Origin of the sequence: Okeania sp. SIO2C9 (assembly GCF_010672455.1) — a bacterium.
Lineage (GTDB): Bacteria > Cyanobacteriota > Cyanobacteriia > Cyanobacteriales > Microcoleaceae > Okeania.
The window spans coordinates 1-23,825 of the sequence record NZ_JAAHGO010000084.1 but is presented as its reverse complement, the minus strand read 5'-3'; the positions used below and the strand labels follow the sequence as shown (position 1 = coordinate 23,825).

Here is a 23,825-nt window from a genome sequence, read left to right as displayed (position 1 = left end):
ACAATAAAAGTCACAAAAAAACAGCCCCATAATCTAATGGAACTGAACTGAAAAATTATTATTCAAATAGTTTATAGTTTAAGTTGTACGAAAAAAAACAAAAGATATAAGTTTTTGTTGGGTTTTGAAAAAAACTTAAACCAACCTACAGAGACTAATGATGAGCTGCAACCAAAACCTTCTAATACTCCTGCCTTTTGTCTTGTAGTAAACATAAGGCACAGAAAATACCCCGAAAAAGTATTGTGGTACTAGCAAGGTTAGTTAGTAAATTAGTCACAGCAAATCAACTGTCGTTGACTGTCAGAAAAGGTAGGAAAGAATTGTTGACATGGTTGTGAACTTATACTGGGATGTAAGAATGTCCCTAACACCTCAACCACCAACATCCCCTCTTAACCCCAAATAGTATAACCTACATATACACCAATTCCAATATACACCAAAGGCAGAATACCCCCTAATGTATTTGTCATTTCTTGCTCAGTCAAATCATTGAGGTAGCTTTCAGAATCTAAGAATAAGTCAGCACCAGCAGGATGTAAATCAGAGATGTTAATATTAGCCATTTTTCAGTTGCTCCTTAAGTAAAATTAGTAGATCAATTTTGTTGATGATTGAATTAGACTTGCTTTTGTCTCTTTCCATTTATATTATTGCCTAAACTTTCCTATCAATGTAAGGCTTTGAGCAACTTCAAGTTGCATCTAACTAACACAATTATGTCTTTTTTGATTTTCTAATGTTATCTAATCACAATAAAAGTACCCAAAAAATAGCCCCATTAGCGAATGGAGCTGAACTGAAAAATTATTATTCGAATAGTTTATCACCTAACAGATTTAGGCGATCGCCATTTTCACAGATACGGCTTTTTATTGGGTTCACTATCGCTTAACCGAACTTACTGGCGTGACTAACCGATTTGTAGTTAGATTGTCATCAATCTCGTGTAGTCGTATAAACAGCAGCTCCAATTATCATAGTTGCATCTACTGCCAAAGCTATACCAGCAGCAACACACCAAGGGCTGGTTGAAATGCCTCCTGAAATATTATTTTGTAGTGCATCATCATAGATATCCTCTAAATAGCTTTCAGAATCCAAGAAGAGATCGGCACCAGCAGGACGTAAGTCAGAGATTGAAATATTAGCCATTTTTCAGTTACTCCTTAAGTAAAACTAGTAGATCAATTTTGTTGATTTGGAATTAGACTTTTTTTTCTCTCTTTCCATTTATATTATTGCCTAAATTTTCTTATGATTGCAAGGGTTTGAATAACTTGAAACTATATCTAAGTAACATAATTATGTCTCCAATTTTAGATTAATAATTATCCATATTGAGTGAAAATTAGTTAAAAGTCAGTTAATTTGATATTAACAGATAATTATTGAAGACATAACTAACACAATTATGTCTTTTTTGATTTTATGATGGTATCAAACCACAATAAAAGTCACAAAAAAACAGCCCCATAATCTAATGGAACTGAACTGAAAAATTATTATTCAAATAGTTTATAGTTTAAGTTGTACGAAAAAAAACAAAAGATATAAGTTTTTGTTGGGTTTTGAAAAAAACTTAAACCAACCTACAGAGACTAATGATGAGCTGCAACCAAAACCTTCTAATACTCCTGCCTTTTGTCTTGTAGTAAACATAAGGCACAGAAAATACCCCGAAAAAGTATTGTGGTACTAGCAAGGTTAGTTAGTAAATTAGTCACAGCAAATCAACTGTCGTTGACTGTCAGAAAAGGTAGGAAAGAATTGTTGACATGGTTGTGAACTTATACTGGGATGTAAGAATGTCCCTAACACCTCAACCACCAACATCCCCTCTTAACCCCAAATAGTATAACCTACATATACACCAATTCCAATATACACCAAAGGCAGAATACCCCCTAATGTATTTGTCATTTCTCCCTCAGTCAAATCATTGAGGTAGCTTTCAGAATCTAAGAACAAGTCAGCACCAGCAGGACGTAAATCAGAAATGTTAATATTAGCCATTTTTCGGTTACTCCTTAAAAAAATTAGTAGATCAATTTTGTTTATTTGGAATTAGACTTTGTTTTGTCTCTTTCCATTTATATTATTGCCTACACTTTACTATGAATGCAAGGGTTTGAACAACTCAAAACTGCATCTAACTAATACAATTATGTCTCAAATTTTAGAGGAATAATCGTCTATATTGAGTAAAAATTAGCTAAAAGTCACTTAATTCAATCTAAACAGATAATTATTGAAGAAATAACTAACACAATTATGTCTTTTTTGATTTTCTGATGGTATTGAACTACAATAAAAGCCACAAAAAAACAGCCCCATAATCTAATGGAGCCGAACTGAAAAATTATTATTAAAAATAGTGTAGGTTGGGTTGAGGAAGGAAACCCAACAACCTATATCTGTTGGGTTTCCCTTTGGGAAGCTACGCTAACGCTGTCGCTTAACCCAACCTACAGAGACAGTCTTTTGACTGAACTAAGAACGTGATTCACTCGTGATTTTCTGACAATTATTAATTATCGATCACTTCTAACAAAAGGTTTTGCTACCTGTTTAATTACTTCTGAGGAAGTATAGTTACTTGAAATAACTTGGGGGCAACGCATACAAGCTGCTTTACCTTCTTGTTTCCACCATCGACAGTTGGTACGTATGGAACAGGGTGGTAATTGCTCAACTACAGTGGGCAAATTTTCTACAATTTGCATTGCCAACCGACAATTTGCTCCATCAAAATGTTGACACTTTTTCTCTGCGCAGGGAGCTGTAGTTCTGAACACTTCTGTTGGTGTCACGGGACCAGATAAAGCCATTACTTCCTCGGTAACAGGTAGTGGTTGTTTGAGATAAGCTAGACGAGGTTCGTCTACAGTTCCACTAATAATCCCAAAGACTTGACTATCTTGCATTTCTGGCCGCGCACTAGGGCAAAGGGTTGTCTTGTTGTTAGTAACATTTTCCATTGAAAGTTCCTCTAGGAAACAATATTAAACAAATACTTTTTTACTACTTGATTACAATTTGATTATAATTGTTGGCTATTATCTGAAGTGTATTCCTATGAAATATCTCCAGAAATTACATAAACCTTTTCTAAAACTGTTGTAGGGAGGTTTCATGGAACCTCTCTACATTCTTTTTCAGTATCTAATTTACAGAACTTACGCACGGGCACTAAATCCAGTGAGGACGCAATTCGGAGCCTTGCGGAGCGCAAATGCCATTTGCCCCTACAGATGGTGTTTAAAGGTCAATTTGCGTAAGTCCTGATTTATTAGAGTTGTCGCTAAATAGATAGAAAAAATCGCTCAAATTAAGACACAGTAGTAATTCCAGACGTTCTCATGTAAAAATGGCTAAAATCCTTACATGATAAGGGTTTACCAGTTTTTTATAGTTATAAAGCGACAAGTCTATTAGAATCGAAGATTATTCCTAGAAATGGAAATCGAAGATTATTCCTAGAAATGGAATATGAAGAATATCAATAATATCAATACCACCTAAAACTTCTGCTGCTTGTTCTTCAGAAAGTTCCGAGATAAAGTTATCGCGACGTGCTTGAGCATTGGCAATAGCTTCAGTCATTAGTTCAGAATTTAATTCTTTAATCTGGATGTTAGCCATTTTAACTTTCTCCATTAATTGTTGATTGGAAATCAGACTTGCTTTTGTCTGTTTCCATTGAAATTATTGCCTAAATTTTCCTATAGCTGCAATAGTTGGAACAACTTCAAACTGCATATAACTAACACAATTATGTCTCATTTTTTAGAGAAATAATACTTTCTATTTAGTAAAATTTAGCTAAAAGTCAGTGAATTCAACCTCAACAGATAATTATTGAAGAAATAACTAACACAATTATGTCTTTTTTGATTTTCTGATGGTATCTAACCACATTGCAATTTGATTACAATTGTTGGCTATTATCTGAAGTGTATTCCTATTAAATATTTCCAGCAATTACATAAACCTTTTCTTAAACTGTTGTAGGGAGGTTCCATGAAACCTCTCTACATTCTTTTTCAGTATTTATTAGGAAAACAGAGGTCAAAATAAACATCTTCTCCCATAGGAAAATATCCTAGAAAATGAAAAATAGGAGGAAATTTTCCACCTAAAACTTCTGCTGTTTGTTCTTCAGAGAGTTCCGAAATAAAGTTATTGCGACGTGCTTGAGCATTGGCAATAGCTTCAGTCATTAGTTCAGAATTTAATTCTTTAATCTGGATGTTAGCCATTTTAACTTTCTCCATTAATTGTTGATTGGAAATCAGACTTGCTTTTGTCTGTTTCCATTGAAATTATTGCCTAAATTTTCCTATAGCTGCAATAGTTGGAACAACTTAAAACTGCATATAACTAACACAATTATGTCTCATTTTTTAGAGAAATAATACTTTCTATTTAGTAAAATTTAGCTAAAAGTCAGTGAATTCAAGCTCAACAGATAATTATTGAATAAATAACTAACACAATTGTGTCTTTTTTGATTTTCTGATAGCATCGAACCACAATAAAAGCCACAAAAAAACAGCCCCATAATCTAATGGAGCTGAACTGAAAAGTTGAAAATTCAGAATAATTAGCATTAACTGGCTAAGAATTAGGAAATAAGTTATTAAACCTGTATTAATTACTTAATAACTGAAGTTTATGCCAAGTATAGCATTACTTTTGGGAATTGGTATTAGACTCTCTATCAATTTTATCCAAAGCCTTCTTCGCTCTAAACATAGCTCTCAAAAAAGCTACCTGAGTATTCCAAGCAGAACGAGGCAACAAAGGCTCTGAAGTATCTAAAATAGATACATCTTGAGTATTAAGTTTTTGATTTGAAGGAATATTTTCTGAAGAATTAACGGTAGACATAATTATTTTCTTGAATTAACTTCTTAAATGTGCAAATTTTGTCTTCTTATTTACTAACAACAACGTAAGCATTCAGCAGTCAGCCATCAGCTATGTGTTATAAACTCATTATCATACTAGAAGAAAATTATCCACCAAGGAGAATTAAAGTTCATTAATTAAATTGCCCATAAGCTGATTGCTGTTTGCGGAGCATTCCGTAAGAAATGCTAATAGCTGAATGCTTACACAGCAACTAACTCAGGGGTTGACTTATTTTCCTCCTGCCAACCTTCAGGCCATTGAATACGATCGCTTGTAAAATGTAACGGATCATTTTCCGGCCAAGGTGCGTTAATAGGTTCCTCAATTAGAGCAAACTCCCCATTATCAAAAGGATTTCCCTCAGCCCGATACTTAAGCTCAACCCGCTCCCGAACTCCCTGTTTGGCCTGAGTTAACGCCCGATGATGACAATAAGGATTATTACCCCGTTTGTCAAAGAAAACATGAGCTGTCCAACTACAACCACCACGACAGAGTTGAGCAAATTCACAACCTTTGCAGAAACCCCATAAATGCTCTGTTCCTTGGGGAGTATCTGCTCCCAAATTAAACCGCAACTCCTCTGTCTCTTCAATAATTGTCCGCAGTGAATAATCTCGGATATTACCGCCAGTATAAGCAGAAGTTGGCAATGACGGACAACCTTTAATTGCACCATCAGCTTCAATACCTAGAGTTGATAATCCGGCATTACACCCTTGCCAAATTGCCCAGGGATTATCTTTTCCCCGCCCCCGCAATAACCTTTCATAGGGACCGTAATAACCAATATTATTACCTGCTTGAACCTGCACCCCTTCTTTGTACGCTCGTTTAGTGACACGGGCAATCATAGGATACAAATCTAATAATTCATAAGGCTGCATCAAAATCTCATTATTATCTGCTGCATTCCCCATGGGTACAGTTAACTGAATTTGCCAGGCGAATGCACCAGCATCACGAATACGCTCATAAATTTGGGGAAACTCTGGAGCAGAAAGACGATTAATTTGAGTATTGCAACCAACGGCAATACCTGCCTCTCTAAGATTACCTATAGTTTTAAATGCCCATTGCCAGGAACCTTTTTTACCTCGGAGGCGATCGTGAGTCGCTTCTAAACCATCTACAGAAACAGAAACAACCCTAATACCTGCTTCCTTCATCCGACGGGCGGTGTCTAGAGTAATGCCAAATCCCCCAGTTGTCATGCCACACATCATTCCCGCATCTGTAATAGCCTTAGCAATTTCTAACCAATCTGGGCGTAAAAAAGCTTCTCCACCAATTAGAGTTACTTCCGTAATACCCACTTCTGCCAACTGTTTAACCATATCTAAAGCTTCTTCAGTAGAAAGTTCTTTTGTTCTGGTATGTCCGGCACGGGAACCGCAATGTTGGCAAGCTAAATTACACTTTAACGTGATTTCCCAAACAGCGTAACTGATGCGATAAGTCATTTTTTAATATCCTCAGATTAAATTTTTCGGGGTTGCACATTATGGAATGATATTGCCAAAAATGAGTTGATAATTTGACTATAAAAAACCTAATATTAATCATTCTGGCAATTCTCAAATCCAAAATTATGTTTATCAAAAATGTCAAATCATTCGTCACTGTGCAACGCCAATTTTTCGGGAAGGGGGGCTAAAAAAATTTGACTTTGCCCCCCCTTGATTTCAAAACGTAAGATGTCTAATGTTATAATGTTGTATCTAAGACTACCCCATACGTTGGGTAAATTGGAGGCCACCAGGGAATGCCATACAGTGGCATAGGAACAATTTGTAACCCACCAAAAACTGCTGTCATCTGTTCTTCGTTCAGGTCTTCCAGTACACTGTCTTCAGTATTACCAGACTCTAGTACCTGGGAAGTATATTCTTCTAGCTCTTCACTTGTGAAGTCATAGCCAGCTTCTTCCAGGATTTTTTTTCCTTCTTCCTGAGTTTCAGTAGCTTGAAGTTCAGCTAGAAACTCTTTATCATCAGCTATTCTTTCATAGAAAGCTTGAACATTTTCTAAGGACATAATTAACTCCTAAATATCTGCTTCATAAAACCGATATAAAACGTCACAAGCGCTACATTTTAATGTTTACTTCCTGCTTTCCTACGGAATGCTACGCAAACCACCGGAACTGTCGGCAGCACTCCGTCCACAGGCATTGACGGTTAAGCCGACCGCATCTAGGCACTTTAGCCCCCAAAGTTTCAAATTAGAACTTATGTAAGAAGTTCTGTATCTATAGATCTGTATCTACAACAATGCCATACATTGGCTGAATGGGAGGCCAAGGTTTGGGAGGCCACCAGATCACACCATAGAGAGCTTGTATCGGACCAAATCTTGATAACCCACCAAAAACTGCTGCCATTTGTTCTTCATTCAAATCTTCCAGTATGCTGTCTTCCACATCACTTGACTCTAGAACTTGGGAAGTATATTCTTCTAATTCCTCAGTAGTGAAGTCATAGCCAGCTTCTTCCAGGATTTTTTTTCCTTCTTCTTGAGTTTCAGTAGCTTGAAGTTCAGCTAGAAACTCTTTATCGTCAGCTATTCTTTCATAGAAAGCTTGAACATTTTCTAAGGACATAATTAACTCCTAAATTTCTCGAAATTATTTATCTGTTGTGTGTAAAAGCAGGTTTTGCTACCTGTATCATTACTTCTGAGGGACTATCAGTTTTTAGGTTTAACCGTTGCTACCAAAAGCTTATGTAAGTCAATATAACTGGGAAATTTCAGCTTATTATCAGGATTATTGGAATAGAGAATTGAGAATGTTTCTAGTCAGCCATAATACCAGATTATAGGCAATAGTTAAGTAAAGATTCAGTTTTTGAACATATTCAAGAAATTACTAAGGTTAGCTGAAGACCTTTTTTTTATAAGTTTTAATTCTCCTTGGATACTAATTCCTCTTTTGAGCTGATAATGAGCTAAGAACTCATAGCTGATAGCTGATAGCTGACGGCTGTTTGCGCAGCATTCCGGAGGAAATGCTTACACAGTTAAAAGCCCCATCCAAGAATATTATTCCCTAAATTTTTCGCTCACTGCAAGGGGTTGAACAACTTGAAACTGCATCTAACTAACACAATTATGTCTCATTTTTTAGAGAAATAATACTTTCTATTTAGTAAAATTTAGCTAAAAGTCAGTTAAATTCAATCTCAACAGATAATTGTTGAAGAAATAACTCACACAATTATGTCTTTTTTGATTTTCTGATGGTATCGAGCCACAATAAAGGCCACAAAAAAATAGCCCCATAATCTAATAGAGCTGAACTGAAAAATTATTATTGAAAATAGTGTAGGTTGGGTTGAGAAACCGTTAGCGCCAGCTTATCCATAGGATAAACCCAACACATACCAGTCATTTTCACGCTTATTAATGTTTGATTTATCTATTGTCCAATAGTAAGAATTGGAAATACAGTTAAATAAAGCGATCGCCTTCCACTACAAATACCAATAAACTCCAACCATTAAGTTATGAGATTTTCGAGAAATTCTCAGAAAGTAGCGATCGCTCATTTTCACGCTTGTTGATGTTTGATTCATCTATTGTCCAATAGTCATATTTATTGGAAATACAGTCAAAAAAGGCGATCGCCTTCCACTACAAAGACCAATAAACTCCAACCATTAAGTTATGAGATTTTCGAGAAATTCTCAGAAAGTAGCGATCGCTCATTTTCACGCTTGTTGATGTTTGATTCATCTATTGTCCAATAGTCATATTTATTGGAAATACAGTCAAAAAAGGCGATCGCCTTCCACTACAAAGACCAATAAACTCCAACCATTAAGTTATGAGATTTTCGAGAAATTCTCAGAAAGTAGCGATCGCTCATTTTCACGCTTGTTGATGTTTGATTCATCTATTGTCCAATAGTCATATTTATTGGAAATACAGTCAAAGAAAGGCGATCGCCTTCCACCACAAATACCAATAAACTCCAACCTTAACGCGAGGGCTGATTTTCACGCTTGTTGATGTTTGATTCATCTATTGTCCAATAGTCATATTTATTGGAAATACAGTCAAAGAAAGGCGATCGCCTTCCACCACAAATACCAACAAACTCCAACCTTAACGCGAGGGCTGATTTTCACGCTTGTTGATGTTTGATTCATCTATTGTCCAATAGTCATATTTATTGGAAATACAGTCAAAGAAAGGCGATCGCCTTCCACCACAAATACCAACAAACTCCAACCTTAACGCGAGGGCTGATTTTCACGCTTGTTGATGTTTGATTCATCTATTGTCCAATAGTCATATTTATTGGAAATACAGTCAAAGAAAGGCGATCGCCTTCCACCACAAATACCAACAAACTCCAACCTTAACGCGAGGGCTGATTTTCACGCTTGTTGATGTTTGATTCATCTATTGTCCAATAGTAATATTTATTGGAAATACAGTCAAAGAAAGGCGATCGCCTTCCACTACAAATACCAACAAGGTTAATATTGACGAGTTATCAAAATAATATGGGTCTAAAACCCCGCCTTTTCAGGCGAAATGTTTTTGGAGAGTTGCTTAAATCCCCGTTACAAAAATAACTTCTGACTTCTGACTTCTGACTTCGTTAATGTTGGGTTGCGCTTGCGCTTAACCCAACCTACGAGACTATAATATCCTTTGACATCCTCCCGAGGCTGCTCTGCGAGACAGCGGGGGATTCCCATCCATCAATCAAACAGACAAATCGCAGCTTGAAAGATTCAGAGCGGGTAGACGACTCACTGAAATCTGCTGGTTTTTTACGACCAGTCTGACGTTTTCTCCTCGTCTTGTTTAGTGTCTCCGAATGCCCTCCGGCGACTGAGCGCAAAAAGTGATAGCTGTACAGGATTTTCTGCTACTGTTTCTTTAGCTGTTTTCACCTTGGTTTTCGGTTGAACAACTTCTAAAATATTGACAGCAGCATTTATATCGCGGTCATGGTGTGCGCCACAACTCAAACAAGTCCATTCCCTAACATTTAACTCTTTCTTGCCACCTCGAAAACCACAATTAGAACACTTTTGACTTGTAGGTTCCCAACGATTAATTACTCTAAACTCCCTACCATATTTCTCGCACTTAGCCTCAGTTAAAGTCCTAAATTGTCTCCATCCTAAATCACTAATTGCTAAAGCTGATTTATGATTACGAACCATGCCAGAAACATTAAGGTCTTCTAACACAATACAATCGTAGTTTGTGACTAAATTGGTAGATAATTTATGTAGAAAATATGCACGAATGTCTTTGATTTTTGCATGAAGTTTAGCTACTTTTAGTCTAGCTTTTTCATGACGTTTACTACCTACTTCAGTTCGAGCAAACTTACGCTGAAACTTTGCTAACTTTTTAAGACTTTTCTTGAGTGGCTTGGGAGCAAAGATTTTTTGACCATTACTCAACGTAGCAAATGTACTAATACCTAAATCAATACCAATCGAATTTTCAGTGTTAGGTAATGGTTCTGGTAAAGTTTCTACTACAAAGCTAGCAAAATATCTATTAGCTGAATCTTTGATAATAGTTACAGAAGTAGGCTGACTAGCTAATGGCCTCGACCAAACTATTTTAATCTTACCTACTTTTGGGAGATATAGTTTATCTTGACCAACCTTGTAATTAGCTCCTACAAATCTAGCAGTCTGTCTAGACTTTCTGCTTTTAAACTTAGGAGGTTTGACTTTAATTCCTTTGCGTTTACCAGTACAACTATTAAAGAAATTCTTATATGCTTGGTCTAAGTCTTTCAATGATTGTTGTAGTGGGGTAGAAGCGACCTCTTTTAGCCAAGCTAATTCTTTTTTAGTTTGTGTTATGAATTGCTTAGTTAAATCAGTATATGAAGGCTTCTTTTCTCCAGAAATATACAATTGATTACAATATGCTAATGATTGATTCCAAACATATCGACAGCATCCAAATAGTTGATTCAACTTCTTAATTTGGATCTGACTAGGATAGATACGATATTTATATCTTGCTTTCAATGTTTTCGACCTATTACTAACACGTTCGTAGTATTATCATAGCATGGGTTGGCATTCTCATACGACGCTCCCCTACGGGAGAGCGCGGGTATAAATGCCAACACTTTGATAAATATCTTCAGAATTAGCATTCAAATAAGGACGCTGTAAATCAATCCCTAATAAAGAAAATTGCTCCAAAATCGCCTTCATTTTTCCCTCGGTGGAATTATCTCCCTGTTGCCAAGCTTTCAATAATCCGTTTGCTATAATTTGACACCTATTCATGCCAAAACTTTCCTGAGTAGCAAATTTCCTGTCTGGTTCTTCAGCTAATCCCAAACCAGGTGCCAACTCCATTGTAAATAAAGGTATTTCTGATTGAAAGTAAGATTTATTCTCTCCATAAACATCCGACAAAACTTGCCTCACCAACTCATAATTACTCTTCTCAAAATAAAGCACACCAGAATCGTAGCGTTCATAATCAGCAGGATTATACAATACTTTAAAACTGAAAGGAACAGCAACCTCATTTAATTTCTCTGTCAAGCTACCCATGACTGCTACTGCACCTTCAGGAGTAACATTAAAATAAACTCTCACTGTTCCAGATTGACTTTCCGACTCTACCTTACTCTGAGTACCCAGATTACCAACTGCCATATAGAAACCATTTTGCACCAAATTCTTAGGCATCAGAATCGCTACCGAATCCCCCACAACAGCAGCTTTCTGAGTTTCTTGAAGATGCTTTTCTCGTTGAATATGCAGTCGCAAACCATTCTTAGTAACAGCTAAAGTACCATCGGTTTCCTCTCTCAACACCAACCAACCAGAATCAAAATACCCCTCTCCCTTATTACTTTCTTCTAACTGAAGATAAAACTCCATCTCTACCCCAAGAAAAGTATTATTCTCCAAATCTAATGGGCGACTATTTTCCTCACTATCCAATGCTAAGAAAGTTTGCATCGAACCATTGTAGTAGATACCATAGAGAAAACTACGCAATTGTAGACTCAGATATTTATCCCGCATTTGTTTTGGCAAAGCTTGAAAACGGGCAACTACCTCAGCAGGCAAATCTAAAGGTTTGTACTCAGGATGACGAATACAAAAATCAGAGGAAATTTCTACTTTCTCAACAATGTCTGATAAAACTTCTTTTAATCGCCCAGTTATTTCAGTGGCGAAGTAATGGGATGGAAACTCAAGTAATTGCATAAATTTTAAACCTCGTTTTTTTAAGGAAGAAGGAAGAAGGAAGAAGGAAGAAGGAAGAAGGAAAGAAGGAAGGAAGGAAGGAAGGAAAGAAGGAAGGAAGGAAGGAAAGAAGGAAGGAAGGAAGGAAGGAAGGAAGAAGTATGATTGTAGTAGACTGATACTTATGCAATGGTGCGTTACGACGGATTGCTGAATCCTTTTCATACTCTAAATTTAAGCTGTCTCACACACTCTACTGACTCTGATACTTATGCAATGGTGCGTTACGACGTATTGCTGAATCCTTTTCATACTCTGAGTTTAAGCCGTCTAACTGAGCCTACTGACTCCTGACTCCTGACTTGTGACTCCTTCTTCAATAGCAGCACCAAAAATTGTAGACATTGATGAGTCTGGGCGACATAATAATGCTTTGGCAACCTGAAGCATGGCAATACCTGTATTATTAAAAGTCTTTTGATATTGAACCATTGACAAGATTCCTGTCATCAAACCCCAACCAGCAAACTGTACTACTCGCCTCAAAAAATCAGGACGATATTCCACAATTTCTGGGAAAGTGTCAAAATAAGCTAGAGCTAAAGCAGCAATAGAGGGTTGAAGTAATTCCAGGGGTGTGGTGGCAAATTTTAGAGATTCTTCTATAGTCAGAGAGTTACTAATAACCAAGCTACCTAACCAAATTTGCAGATAGCTACCCATCGTCATTCCCAAATCAAAAGCAGGGTCTCCCCAACTAGACCTCTCCCAGTCAATCAACCGCACAATATTTCCACTAGAATTTTCCCACTCTTGAGCAACAAGAATATTATTTAGTTTCAGGTCATTGTGAGTCAGACAAGTAGGAGATACAGTCTCGCGAAGTTGAGCGATCGCTTGCCCCAAACTGTCATATCGTTGATAAAGGGCAAAAAATCTCAACCCATCTACAGGAGCGATACCAAAAATTTCTGGCCCTATCCTTTCGAGACTTTGCACCAAAAGTGGGGAAACTTCAGGTTTGGTAAGAACAACTTCACTAGCAAAGAACTCTCGATAATTTTCTCTATTCCAAGTATCTCTATGAATGGTCGCCAAATAACTACCGATTTGAGCAGCAACTTTTGTGGGGAAGTTGTTATCCTTGGAATAGAAATCGCTTAAATCTCGATAATTATCCAGGTAAGTTGAGACCACAATAGACTTTTCAGGGTCGTGAAGTAGCAATTCTGGCAGAAAGACACGCCAATGATTGAGTTCGGGAAATGTCTGTAAAAATTTTTGGATTCGCCATTCCCCAAACAACTCACCTGCTGTTTTTCCTTGAGAATTATATTGTTCTTGTTTAACCAGAAGCTTTCGACCATCTGGCAAAGTCACCAATAAATTAAAATTTTTAGCACTAATTCGTTCAATATTACTCTGAGGTGTCTGGGAGGGATATTGTTTTGCTTCCTGTAGCGAATCACATAAACCATTTTCTACTAAATAATCGTAGACATTTCGAGAGTTTAAAATAAATTTCATTTAAACTAGCCTTTCATTAAGTTATAAATTATCAGTCAGTATCTACCTACTTAATACTGTCAAAATTTTACTGAGCTGACAAGCATTTTAATCAAATAAAACAGATATAACTAACACAATTATGTCTTTAAAATCGAGTGAGGGCGTTTTGCTCCGCAACATATAAAGTAAAGCGGAGCTTGGCGTTAGCCAATGCCATTTGCTTCGCAGAACTATTGTTAACGCCCCTACATATGACGTTTTCAAGGTGAATATAGTCAGGACTGACGAAATTCCTATTTTTTATAAATTCGCTAGTATTTTGAGATAAAAAAATGACATAACTGCTAAAATTATGTCTTTTTGAGCGACCGCCCATATTCTGACATAACTAACACAATTATGTCTTTTTTTTAGCTATTGCTGATGTTGAAAATAATTGACAAGTTACTATCCAGAAAACAAACTATCTAATTCACAATAATCAGTTCAAGAATTTATAATTTAGAATTTATAATTTAGAATTACCTCTCCTTGAATAGAATGTAGCAATTATTATATTCATATGATATGTTTTTTTCTTTTTTTCTGTTCCCTGTTCCCTTTTCCCTGTTCCCTAAAAGTTTTCAATATCTCACAACTCAAATCATATTGCTATAGGACTATTTGTGTTGGGTTTCCTACGTCAACCCAACCTACATCTGTCAAAATTCAATTGTTTAGCAGTGGGAGCATCTTGCTCCCGTAAATTTTCCTCCTATTGCTCCGTTCAATAATTAATAATTAATAATTAATAATGAATAATTAATAATTACCTCTTCTTATAAAGAATAGGATTGGCGAAAAAGATTTTTTTCTTTTTTCCCCATGAATGGAGAGGCTTTATACCTTTATTTTCCGGTAAATTTTCCTTCTATTCAAACAAACTATCTAATTCACAATAATCAGGTAAAGTTCTATCAATAACCTGACCATTTCTCAAAACTACTCTGTCATGTTGAGGTCGTGATAAAAGTTCGCTAAAACTCCTACCTTTAAACAAAATTAAATCCGCAGGTAATCCAACTCCAATTCTGCCAATATTAGGCAAACCAATTAAATCGGCAGGAGTCTTAGTCACAGCACAAGGCCAATCCCCATAAGGCATATCTAAATGAGCAATCCTCACCGACATATTAAACACTTCCAAAACATCATGGTCGCCAAATCCAAAAAATGGGTCGCGACAATTATCACTCGCCACAGCAACAGAAATTCCCTGTTTTTTTAACTCATGTAATAAAGTAACTCCCCGCCATTTCGGAGTATGATTATCTTGGCGATTTTGGAGATAAAGATTACACATTGGCAGACTAACAATACTAATACCAGCTTCCTTAACTAATTTGAGAGTTGCTGTTACTTGTTCCGGAGTTTGTACCGCCAAACTACAACAATGTCCGCAGATAATTTTGCCAGAAAATTGATGAATAATTGCCTTCTCAGCAACTTTATATAAAACCCTAGAATTAGGGTCTCCATTTTCATCAGTATGTAAGTCTAAATCTAATTGTCTTTCTTTCGCCAGACTAAATAATCTCTCCAATTGATTATCCAAGTCTGAATTCATCAATGGAAATGCTCCTAATATCCCACCAATATCAGCAATTTTATCAGCTAATTTTTCTCCAGCTTCAGTAAGATAATAATCTGCACTAACCAAGGAAACAGGTTGTAATATTAATCTACCTTCCCACTCTTTTTGTAATGTTTGAAATACATCCAAACTAATATTCCCCTGTTCTGCAAAACATTCAAGATGAGCAAGATGAGTCCGAATAGCTTTTGTACCATGAGCATAACTGCACTTGAGACCAAATTCCATCCGACGATAAATATCTTCAGCATTCCAATATTCTTTAGCATCCTTAGCTTCCGCATCCAAAGCACCATCAAAACTACCGTCTGAATTAGGCGATCGCATCCAGATATGACCTTTATCTAGATGGGTGTGCATATCCACAAAACACGGCCAAACCTGGCCACCTTTGAGGTCTACTGTAGGAATATTCTCAGTTTCCAGAGAGGGCAAATGTGTTGAGGAGTAGATAACTTGTATAATATGTCCTTTACTAATTTCGATATCTACCAGCGATAAACCCTCCCTAGTTTGACTAGGTATATCAAAATTAGTTTCTAGAAGACATACAGGTATGTGAGCATTTTTTAGCCAATAGTGAGAACTATCATAAATTACAGAAAATTGTTGATTATTCATAATATTTAAATAATATAGCGCTAGGGATATAGGGAACAGGGAATAGCAAACTGTAAAAGGGTTTTAGGATTGAAAAATGTCCGCGCCCAATTCTTGTAGTGCTATATCTGTGCCAAATTAATTTAATATTCAGGATTTATGCAAAACATATAATTATACACCATTTGTAGGGGTTAACGGCCGTTAACCCCTACTATATTTGGTGGTTATGCGTAAGTCCTGTTAATACTGCACTTTGAGCTGGAAGTTGTAAATACCTGAGCGCTCATTGCTATATAGCGAGGGCGTTAGCGGAGCTTGGCGTTAGCCAATACCATTCGCCCCTACAGATGGCAGGGTCTATTTATTGTCACTAGAGAAAAATTTATGGGGAGATGGGGGAATGGGGAAATGGGGAGATGGGGGATGGGGAGATGGGGAGGTGGGGAGATGGAGAGATTTGTATATTTGCATAATTTTTTGTATTTCTTATGAATATTCTCTGACGACAAAGAATTAGCCCTGCCTACAGATGGTGGCTTAAAAGTCAATTTGCGTAAGTCCTGTACTTAAAACTTTTGACTTTTTAAAACTTTTGACTTTTGACTTTTGACTTTTGACTTTTTCAGACTTTTGACTTTTAACTTAAGCGATAACTGCTGTCTCCGTGGCAAAATGAATGTTGAGAACAATATCGGCAAAAGGATTAATCTAAAATGATAACTGAATCTAGATTACAAGCTGCATTGAAAAATGGCCAAGCTCTAAAAATTATTAGTGGTTTGACTAATTTTGATACAAACAGAGTAGCAGCAACTGTCAAAGCTGCCACCCTTGGGGGTGCAACCTACGTTGATATTGCTGCCGATCCTAATTTAGTACAAGTAGCACGCAGTTTAACTAACTTGCCCATCTGTGTTTCTGCCATCGAACCCACTAGATTTTTACCAGCAGTAGAAGCAGGAGCTGATTTAATTGAAATTGGTAACTACGATCCTTTCTACGCCAAAGGTATACGCTTTGAAGCGGAGGAAGTATTGCAGTTAACTCAACAAACTCGCGACTTGTTACCTAATATTACTCTTTCTGTAACTGTTCCCCATATTTTAGAACTAGACCGACAAGTACAACTAGCTACTGAGTTAGTAAAAGCTGGTGCTGATATTATTCAAACTGAGGGTGGTGTCAGTGCTAAACCTGTTCATCCCGGAACATTAGGGTTAATTGAAAAAGCTGCCCCTACTCTAGCAGCAGCTTATGAAATTTCTCGTGCTGTATCTGTACCTGTATTGTGTGCTTCTGGCATTTCTAATGTAACTGCTCCACTAGCTGTTGCTGCAGGTGCGGCCGGAGTTGGTGTGGGTTCTGCTATTAACCGTCTCAATGATGAAGTGGCGATGATAGCAGCAGTTCGTAGTTTGGTGGAAGCTTTAGCAAGTGTTCGTCATGTCAAAGTAGATGCAATGTCTGTTTAATTTGGTTTACTTGCATTGTTTTCAGGTTAATGAACTAGATGAAAAAATCAGGATTTAGGCAAATTGGTGTTGCTAATTCTGGTGATGATTTTGCCCCCCTAGCCCCCCAATTTTGGGGGGAATAAAACTCTGAAAGTCCCCCAATTTTGGGGATTTAGGGGGCTTAACTAACGTGTATTCATGCTTCAATTCAGCAATGCCTGCAAATTCATAGGTAACACGCTATTGGTAGAGGGGGAATGCCATTCGCCCCTACAAGATAATGAAAACCCTATATGATACAGATATGTCAACTTCAAACCTAGTAAAATTAAGAAAATATTGCCATTTTTGCCTGACAGTATTTGTGGGAAAGTGAGCAATAACGACATTCCCAGGAACTAGGTTTTGGTTTGAGAGGTTTTGAACTGGTAATAGTGGCGATCGCTTCTTTCAGACATTTTCTAAATTTATCGTCAACTTGCCAAGCAGGAATATCGACTATACCATCTGGATATATTAATCGTCCGTGGGGTATTTGTTTGTGACAAATATCTTGAGTTTCTGATGCTAAAGGTAATAGCAACATATACGATAATACTTGCATTTTATGAGAATTTCTACGTTTACCTGTTTTGATATCTTCAACTATTACCCAATCATCTTTTACCGCAACAATATCGGGTCTACCAGAAACACAAACATCATAAGTTTTACCATTAACTTTGAATGAATTTTGGTGTTCGACGTAGACAGTAAATTCTTGTTCTTCCAGAGTTATTGCTCTTTGAATTACTTTTTCATCATGTTCGGAGGAATCATAATTATTGGGTTGTTTGGGAAATTGATAATTAGTTAATTGTTGGATTGAGTATATACATTTTTTCTCTTCTGCTAATACTTTTGCTAGCCATGTCACCCAGATAAATTGTTTTGTTCTTAGTTTAGGTAAATGTTTCATATTGTTGGAATATTTTGAATTTACTATTTTTACTTTATCTCTAATATTCTGGGATTGTAAATAATTTTATATGACAAATTTTAGCCATTAAATAACTTTAAATAACAGCAAATACACTCAAATGACAGCAAATGAAAATTTTCTAATTATGACTTTTAAGTTATATAAAAATAGTTATAATTTGAGTGTTAGGTTTTTGATAAGGAGAAAATATGACTATTACAGAATTAGAAAAACAATTCATCAGTGAGATTGCGGGTGAATTATTTGAAAAAGAGAATGGTCAGAAAACTGATAGTGAGGTTTTATTTAGGTTGCGGTTTAGTCGAGATAACTATGAATTGCCAAATCAAAAAGATACGGCTGAAAAAGATATTAATAAATTAATGGAATCAGCAGGATTTAAGGGTAAGAATATCCAAAGAATATTGAGGTTTGTTATTAATCTGATACTCGATAAATATTCTGAAGAGATATCAGGAAATATCAGTGAAAAAGAATTGAATGATTTACAAAATACAGAGAGAGGTAAGGGTAATATTTGGCAAATTGTTTTTAAATGGTTGTGGAATTATAAGTTTCGTCAGTGGCAGATGGATTGGATTTGGGAAAATTTGCAAAATCAGGCAAAGATATCTCCTAATTGGTTAAATTTTGTTCGGACAGGTACAGATAGAGCAATGGCTTTTGATAAAGAAAAATTGAAAGAAAAATTGCAGGTTAATCAAAGATACGATATGAAAGTTGATTTGCCCAGAGAGGCTTATTTCGTATTATTAAATCGGGGATTAGATACAAGATATTTAGTTTGCCCTTCCTTGGCTTTTGCTCCTGAATATAAAATTGTTGAAACTCCTATTTGGCTGCAACAAAATCAGGCTTTGGCAAATGAGGATAAAATTTATTTTGATGCTCCAGGAAAAGAAGAATATTTGGCAATTTTGTTAGAGAAACCTTTAGATATTGACTGGTTAAAACCGAGCGATCGCGACCCTTTTCCAAGTTGGCAGTCTAATGAGATTATTCAGTTGTGGGAAGCTTTAGCAAAGGAAAATAGTTGGCAGGTATTTTATCGGCAAGTTGAAGTAGTAGGATAGTATGTTTAGGATTTATGCAAATTGACTTTTCAACCATCATCTGTAGGGGCGAATGGTATTCGCCATAGTCATTACTGTTCTAAATTACATTTGTAGGGTGCGTTAATGAAATGTAACGCACCTCATCTCTGGAGCGAGCGTTATCTTGATGAATGGTGCGTTACTAAGTGCGCTAACGCACCCTACGAGGTTGTTACTCAGTGGCAGATGGAGATGTCATAATTATACACAAATATTAATAGTTTATCCAGTATACATTTTAGGTAAATTTAGTTATAATAATTAATGTAGTCAAGGAATTAACAAAGCGCGAGTGCTAGTAATTGAGGCCAAATTAAAAGGCAGTCAAAATCAGTACAAAGTTTTAGATGAAATGATTCTCACAGGTCAATTCATCAGAAACAGTTGTTTGCGCTATTGGATGGATAATAAAGATGTCAAACGCAACGACTTACAAAAGCTTTGTTCACAACTAGCATTCATATGCCAATTTTCCTTGGGCTAAAAAGTTAAATTCTCAAGCAAGACAAGCATCAGCCGATAGAGCATGGCAATCAATACAACGATTTTATAAAAATTGTAGATTGAATTTGCCTGGTAAAAAGGGGTATCCAAAATTCAAGAAATTTACCCGCTCAGTAGAGTACAAATCAACAGGTTATAAGCTATCTCCAGACAGAAAGACAATTGAGTTTAAAGATGGTTTTAAAGCTGGTGTGTTTGAGTTATGGACAAGTCGCGATCTAGTCTGGTATTCAGAACAGCAAATAAGTCGTGTAAGAGTTGTTAGACGAGCTGATGGCTATTATTGTCAATTTTTAGTAAATGTTGAGAGAAAAGAAACTCATAATTTTCAAAGCAATGTAGTAGGAATAGATTTAGGTTTAAACGCTTTCTATACGGATAGTAATGGTAAAGCCGTAGAAAATCCTAAATATTTGAGAAATTCAGAAAAACGACTAAAAAAACTACAAAAGAGAGTATCGCGTCGCCATGAAAAAGGCAAGAAACCTCAGTCAAATAACTACCACAAAGCAAGAAAGCAATTAGCCAGGCAGCACCTCAAAATCAGTAGACAACGTAAAGACCATGCAATAAAGACTGCACGGGCGTTAATCCAATCTCACGACTTGGTAGTCTACGAAGATTTGAAGATTGCTAACCTAGTTAAGAATCATCATTTAGCTAAGTCCATATCTGATGCAAGCTGGTATCAGTTCACACAATGGCTAGAATATTATGCTAAGTTGCATGGAATTGTTTGTGTAGCAGTACCTCCGCATTTCACATCTCAAAACTGTTCAAATTGTGGTCAAACGGTTAAGAAGTCATTATCAGTTAGAACCCACAAATGTCCGCATTGTGGTTATATTGCCGATCGAGACCACAATGCAGCAAGAAACATTTTAGCTAAAGGTTTAGAGATGTTAGGAGCAATAGTCAACAGTACCGAGGGGCACTCGGAATCTGGGGGAAACCCAAAAGCTACGGGAGAGTCTGACCTCTGGCGAGGGTAATAGCAATATTGCCAATCTAAGTCGTCTCTGTGAGCGTAGAATCATCAATAAAGATGAGAATCCCGCATCATAATCTGTGATTTGATGTCGGGAGTATGTCAAACCACTAAAAATGATACCTATATATTTATAGTGCGTCAGCAGGATATTCAACTTTATACCTGTAGGGGAGAAGGTATTGAGATTTTCCAAAATTGGGTAGGTCAAAACTGGCTAAAACTCTACATTGAGAATAAAGCAGAATGGCGTAACAACATGGGAGAATTTCTCCAACAACTCGCCCAACGCTTACAACTAGATCGACTCATTGCTCAACATCTCACAGACATCAAAGAATTAATTATTGTGCCTCATATATTCCTGCATCAAATTCCATTTGCTGCTTTACCCATCACAACAGAAACTGTGACTATCCCAGACAACGTACCTATGGATAATACCAAAGGCATGAAATTTAATCCGCGCCCCACTCAAACCCAAACCACAACTATATCCAAAACCTATCTAAGTGACAAATTCCGTTTGCGAGTCGTACCCAGTTGCCAAATACTCAGCTATTGCGATAACCGCAATAAAAGCACCGACTCCCCAAAAATGGGAATAGTCGAAAATGCTACAGGCGACCTCAAAGGTAGCGAGTACGAATGCCAAAACCTCGCCAAAATCTTCCAAGTGCCGAATAACCTGCACCTCAAATATCAACACGCAACAGTCAACAACTACCGTCAACTCGCAAAACAAGTACAAATTCTCCATTCCAGTCATCACGCTAGCGCCGACCTCAAAAACCCCCTAGAATCAAAACTAAAATTATTTGATGGGGAAGTCACCCTTGGAGATGTGTTTACCTGGCGTTTACCAGAATTAACCGATGTCTTCCTCTCCTGTTGCGAAACTAACCTCACCTTTATCAACAAACTTAACGACGACATTCTAACTATTGCAGCAGGTTTCCTCAGTGCAGGCGCCCTGAGTGTAGTTAGTACATTATGGTCAGTGGAAGACAGATCCACTGCTGAGTTTTGCCAGTTATATTATCAGTTCCGCAACCAGGGAGAAACTCGCCCGGAAGCATTACGAAAAGCTCAGTTTGAACTTAGAAAAAGGGAAGATTTTAAACATCCCTATTATTGGGCAGGATTTGTTTCTCAAGGGTTACAGTAGTTAGGAGTAATTAGGAGTCAGGAGTCAGGAGTCAGGAGTCATAATTTCAAAGGCTTTCAGTTATAGCAGGGAACAGGGAACACCGGAGCTGGGAAAAGTGGTAAAAGCTTTTCTGGCGTCTCAGGTTCATCATCAATTTCTGTCAAACACCGACTCTTTCCTTGCTATGAAATTAAATTGCTATATCTAGCCTTGTTAACTTTTACAGCATATTTCGGGCAAATGAGGTACAGGATAAATAGTGAAAATCTTGTAGTGCGGGCATCTTGCCCGCTTCGGGATGTACCCCATAATAACGGAAAGCGCTGTAATACTTATGGGGACTGTAGCAAAAACAAGTTCAAAATAGAAATTTGATTTTGACGAAAAGGACAATATCACCTAAGTCCTAACAAACTTAAGTAATTAAGGTACTTTGTTCAACATTTATCATCCTTGCATAGAGAATTTGCTCATTAATTTCTAGATTATTAATTAAGCTTAAAGAAGTTACAATACCATCGCCTATTAATTCTCCTTCTACCTCTCCATACTCGACCTGCAAAATAATATTATCTGCCCGTGAATCATTAGATACACTATCCGGGTCTTGCCAGGTTCCCAAACCACTAATTTCTGTTGTTGCCTTCATAAAATTTAATGATTCAGATTTGAATCTGGGTACAGTTAATGTTAATAATTCCTGTTCAATTCTAGTAAACTTAACATGATTACTTTCATCCCCAAATAGTAGTGCAAAAAGCACATCCTTAGCTAGAATAAGTAATTCATTACCCTGGTTACTCCGATATTTTTCTGTTATTAATTCAGTTCCTTTTTCTGGAGGATTATTAATTAAATATCCAGCTTCTATTAGGTAATTGCGGTCTCTTTTTTCATGCTTTTTGAGGAAATTATCTAATTTTTCTCTATCCAGTGCCATATCTTTTAGACGTTCTATTCTTGAAAGCCTCTCTTGAGCTTTTTGTTCTTGAATAGCTTTAATATCTTTCTTCTTTATATATAAAGAATCTAAAGTTAAACGTATAATTTGCTCGATTAACCATTCTCGGTCTTGTTGTACTAAATAACTGCGTAATTTTTCCTCGAACTGAGGAGCTAGCTCTTCTTTAACAGAACTAACTATACCTTGAATATTCAGACTCATTTCTGCTCTCCTACAGCACTGGTAATTCAAACAATAGATTTGTTTGGTATTTTACTCATTCTATAATATAGAGCCACTTTATAGATATTGATTGATAATTTTAAATTTCTTCTACTATAATTTTATTTCCTAGTTCAATTACTCTAATAGCAATTTTCTCTAATTACTAAATTGAACTGCTATTCTATTCAACTATCAAAAATGGAGCGAGAGGACTCCCGGCATAATCTTCGATTTACCGGGAGATGAATCGCGACCAAACAAAAATAAGCACTCCATTGAGATAGAAGTATGATATAATAGGTAAATGATACCATTAAAGGTGTCACTTCGGTCGGGCAGATCGTAGAGCAAATTGACTGTGTAGGCGTACTGTCGGGGACTGGCAACAGTCTAGATAAGTGCCATTAAAGCAGTAAACCTAAATCGTGAGGTTTAGGAATCTCCCGTTATAATCTTCGATTTAACGGGAGAGGATGTCAAATGTATATAGTTCTGTATCCACTCAATATGATGGGGTAGGCAATGATTATAATTGCCAAGACCAACCAAAGGAACTAACAGAAGAGCGATCGCGAATAATACTTGCCAGAGACGGAATATTACCTGCCCTCAAAATGCGGT

19 protein-coding genes and 1 pseudogene are annotated in these 23,825 nt (G+C 36.6%); 4 read left to right on the top strand and 16 right to left on the bottom strand.

What is annotated here, in order from left to right:
• Nucleotides 1–395: 395 nt before the first annotated feature.
• From F6K23_RS34140 to F6K23_RS34075, 14 genes are all read right to left on the bottom strand, one after another.
• On the bottom strand, nt 396–569 hold the full coding sequence (locus tag F6K23_RS34140; RefSeq protein WP_293164645.1) for a hypothetical protein: 174 nt from the start codon (nt 567–569) through the stop codon (nt 396–398).
• A gap of 373 nt (nt 570–942) precedes the next feature.
• Nucleotides 943–1,158, bottom strand: coding sequence for a hypothetical protein (locus F6K23_RS34135; protein ID WP_293164643.1), 216 nt, complete (start codon nt 1,156–1,158; stop codon nt 943–945).
• A 687-nt stretch (nt 1,159–1,845) separates the two neighbouring features.
• Nucleotides 1,846–2,019 carry a hypothetical protein gene (locus tag F6K23_RS34130; protein WP_293164641.1) on the bottom strand — a complete coding sequence of 58 codons (174 nt, stop codon included), beginning with the start codon at nt 2,017–2,019 and terminating at the stop codon, nt 1,846–1,848.
• 518 nt (nt 2,020–2,537) lie between these two features.
• Nucleotides 2,538–2,984: a nitrogen fixation protein gene (locus F6K23_RS34125; protein ID WP_293164639.1), complete on the bottom strand. Its 447-nt coding sequence runs from the start codon at nt 2,982–2,984 to the stop codon at nt 2,538–2,540.
• A 472-nt stretch (nt 2,985–3,456) separates the two neighbouring features.
• The gene (locus F6K23_RS34120) at nt 3,457–3,648 is read right to left on the bottom strand and encodes a hypothetical protein (RefSeq protein WP_293164637.1); all 192 of its coding nucleotides are present in this window, start codon (nt 3,646–3,648) and stop codon (nt 3,457–3,459) included.
• A 401-nt stretch (nt 3,649–4,049) separates the two neighbouring features.
• Nucleotides 4,050–4,265, bottom strand: a complete 216-nt coding sequence (locus F6K23_RS34115) for a hypothetical protein (RefSeq protein ID WP_293164635.1) — start codon at nt 4,263–4,265, stop codon at nt 4,050–4,052.
• 430 nt (nt 4,266–4,695) lie between these two features.
• Nucleotides 4,696–4,896 (bottom strand): hypothetical protein, encoded by a 201-nt coding sequence (locus tag F6K23_RS34110; RefSeq protein ID WP_293164633.1) that lies wholly within the window; start codon nt 4,894–4,896, stop codon nt 4,696–4,698.
• A gap of 224 nt (nt 4,897–5,120) precedes the next feature.
• Nucleotides 5,121–6,383: a nif11-class peptide radical SAM maturase 3 gene (locus F6K23_RS34105; RefSeq protein WP_293164632.1), complete on the bottom strand. Its 1,263-nt coding sequence runs from the start codon at nt 6,381–6,383 to the stop codon at nt 5,121–5,123.
• Between the two features lie 244 nt (nt 6,384–6,627).
• Complete coding sequence (locus tag F6K23_RS34100) at nt 6,628–6,957, bottom strand: Nif11-like leader peptide family natural product precursor (RefSeq protein WP_293164631.1); 330 nt, start codon at nt 6,955–6,957, stop codon at nt 6,628–6,630.
• Nucleotides 6,958–7,171: 214 nt separating this feature from the next.
• Nucleotides 7,172–7,522: a Nif11-like leader peptide family natural product precursor gene (locus tag F6K23_RS34095; protein ID WP_293164629.1), complete on the bottom strand. Its 351-nt coding sequence runs from the start codon at nt 7,520–7,522 to the stop codon at nt 7,172–7,174.
• Nucleotides 7,523–9,704: 2,182 nt separating this feature from the next.
• On the bottom strand, nt 9,705–10,934 hold the full coding sequence (locus tag F6K23_RS34090; RefSeq protein WP_293164627.1) for an RNA-guided endonuclease TnpB family protein: 1,230 nt from the start codon (nt 10,932–10,934) through the stop codon (nt 9,705–9,707).
• A gap of 72 nt (nt 10,935–11,006) precedes the next feature.
• Nucleotides 11,007–12,140, bottom strand: a complete 1,134-nt coding sequence (locus F6K23_RS34085; RefSeq protein ID WP_293164625.1) for a T3SS effector HopA1 family protein — start codon at nt 12,138–12,140, stop codon at nt 11,007–11,009.
• Nucleotides 12,141–12,449: 309 nt separating this feature from the next.
• On the bottom strand, nt 12,450–13,646 hold the full coding sequence (locus tag F6K23_RS34080) for a phosphotransferase family protein (RefSeq protein ID WP_293164623.1): 1,197 nt from the start codon (nt 13,644–13,646) through the stop codon (nt 12,450–12,452).
• Between the two features lie 892 nt (nt 13,647–14,538).
• Nucleotides 14,539–15,882 (bottom strand): cytosine deaminase, encoded by a 1,344-nt coding sequence (locus F6K23_RS34075; protein ID WP_293164621.1) that lies wholly within the window; start codon nt 15,880–15,882, stop codon nt 14,539–14,541.
• Nucleotides 15,883–16,577: 695 nt separating this feature from the next.
• Between F6K23_RS34075 and F6K23_RS34070 the strand changes: the two genes are divergently transcribed.
• Nucleotides 16,578–17,336 (top strand): DUF561 domain-containing protein, encoded by a 759-nt coding sequence (locus tag F6K23_RS34070; RefSeq protein WP_293164619.1) that lies wholly within the window; start codon nt 16,578–16,580, stop codon nt 17,334–17,336.
• Nucleotides 17,337–17,646: 310 nt separating this feature from the next.
• On the opposite strand, the gene F6K23_RS34065 is transcribed toward F6K23_RS34070, so the two are convergent.
• The gene (locus F6K23_RS34065) at nt 17,647–18,276 is read right to left on the bottom strand and encodes a PD-(D/E)XK nuclease family protein (RefSeq protein ID WP_293164617.1); all 630 of its coding nucleotides are present in this window, start codon (nt 18,274–18,276) and stop codon (nt 17,647–17,649) included.
• Nucleotides 18,277–18,488: 212 nt separating this feature from the next.
• On the opposite strand from F6K23_RS34065, the gene F6K23_RS34060 reads away from it, so the two are divergent.
• The 3 genes and pseudogenes from F6K23_RS34060 to F6K23_RS34050 all read left to right on the top strand — a co-directional run bounded on the left by F6K23_RS34060 (nt 18,489) and on the right by F6K23_RS34050 (nt 22,054).
• Nucleotides 18,489–19,373 carry a hypothetical protein gene (locus F6K23_RS34060; RefSeq protein WP_293164615.1) on the top strand — a complete coding sequence of 295 codons (885 nt, stop codon included), beginning with the start codon at nt 18,489–18,491 and terminating at the stop codon, nt 19,371–19,373.
• Nucleotides 19,374–19,918: 545 nt separating this feature from the next.
• Nucleotides 19,919–20,890, top strand: a pseudogene (locus F6K23_RS34055) (RNA-guided endonuclease InsQ/TnpB family protein); the annotation flags it as partial.
• A gap of 84 nt (nt 20,891–20,974) precedes the next feature.
• Nucleotides 20,975–22,054 carry a CHAT domain-containing protein gene (locus F6K23_RS34050; protein WP_293164613.1) on the top strand — a complete coding sequence of 360 codons (1,080 nt, stop codon included), beginning with the start codon at nt 20,975–20,977 and terminating at the stop codon, nt 22,052–22,054.
• A 397-nt stretch (nt 22,055–22,451) separates the two neighbouring features.
• Here F6K23_RS34050 and F6K23_RS34045 read toward each other — a convergent pair whose 3' ends face one another.
• Complete coding sequence (locus tag F6K23_RS34045; RefSeq protein ID WP_293164611.1) at nt 22,452–23,201, bottom strand: hypothetical protein; 750 nt, start codon at nt 23,199–23,201, stop codon at nt 22,452–22,454.
• Nucleotides 23,202–23,825: the final 624 nt, after the last annotated feature.

Bases quoted from the DNA above. Each gene is read 5' to 3' on its own strand.
- F6K23_RS34060 (WP_293164615.1), top strand. From the start codon at position 18,489: ATGACTATTACAGAATTAGAAAAACAATTCATCAGTGAGATTGCGGGT.
- F6K23_RS34050 (WP_293164613.1), top strand. From the start codon at position 20,975: ATGTCGGGAGTATGTCAAACCACTAAAAATGATACCTATATATTTATA.
- F6K23_RS34110 (WP_293164633.1), bottom strand. From the start codon at position 4,896: ATGTCTACCGTTAATTCTTCAGAAAATATTCCTTCAAATCAAAAACTT.
- F6K23_RS34125 (WP_293164639.1), bottom strand. From the start codon at position 2,984: ATGGAAAATGTTACTAACAACAAGACAACCCTTTGCCCTAGTGCGCGG.
- F6K23_RS34135 (WP_293164643.1), bottom strand. From the start codon at position 1,158: ATGGCTAATATTTCAATCTCTGACTTACGTCCTGCTGGTGCCGATCTC.
- F6K23_RS34120 (WP_293164637.1), bottom strand. From the start codon at position 3,648: ATGGCTAACATCCAGATTAAAGAATTAAATTCTGAACTAATGACTGAA.
- F6K23_RS34080 (WP_293164623.1), bottom strand. From the start codon at position 13,646: ATGAAATTTATTTTAAACTCTCGAAATGTCTACGATTATTTAGTAGAA.
- F6K23_RS34070 (WP_293164619.1), top strand. From the start codon at position 16,578: ATGATAACTGAATCTAGATTACAAGCTGCATTGAAAAATGGCCAAGCT.
- F6K23_RS34095 (WP_293164629.1), bottom strand. From the start codon at position 7,522: ATGTCCTTAGAAAATGTTCAAGCTTTCTATGAAAGAATAGCTGACGAT.
- F6K23_RS34130 (WP_293164641.1), bottom strand. From the start codon at position 2,019: ATGGCTAATATTAACATTTCTGATTTACGTCCTGCTGGTGCTGACTTG.
- F6K23_RS34105 (WP_293164632.1), bottom strand. From the start codon at position 6,383: ATGACTTATCGCATCAGTTACGCTGTTTGGGAAATCACGTTAAAGTGT.
- F6K23_RS34140 (WP_293164645.1), bottom strand. From the start codon at position 569: ATGGCTAATATTAACATCTCTGATTTACATCCTGCTGGTGCTGACTTA.
- F6K23_RS34115 (WP_293164635.1), bottom strand. From the start codon at position 4,265: ATGGCTAACATCCAGATTAAAGAATTAAATTCTGAACTAATGACTGAA.
- F6K23_RS34045 (WP_293164611.1), bottom strand. From the start codon at position 23,201: ATGAGTCTGAATATTCAAGGTATAGTTAGTTCTGTTAAAGAAGAGCTA.
- F6K23_RS34100 (WP_293164631.1), bottom strand. From the start codon at position 6,957: ATGTCCTTAGAAAATGTTCAAGCTTTCTATGAAAGAATAGCTGATGAT.
- F6K23_RS34085 (WP_293164625.1), bottom strand. From the start codon at position 12,140: ATGCAATTACTTGAGTTTCCATCCCATTACTTCGCCACTGAAATAACT.
- F6K23_RS34075 (WP_293164621.1), bottom strand. From the start codon at position 15,882: ATGAATAATCAACAATTTTCTGTAATTTATGATAGTTCTCACTATTGG.
- F6K23_RS34065 (WP_293164617.1), bottom strand. From the start codon at position 18,276: ATGAAACATTTACCTAAACTAAGAACAAAACAATTTATCTGGGTGACA.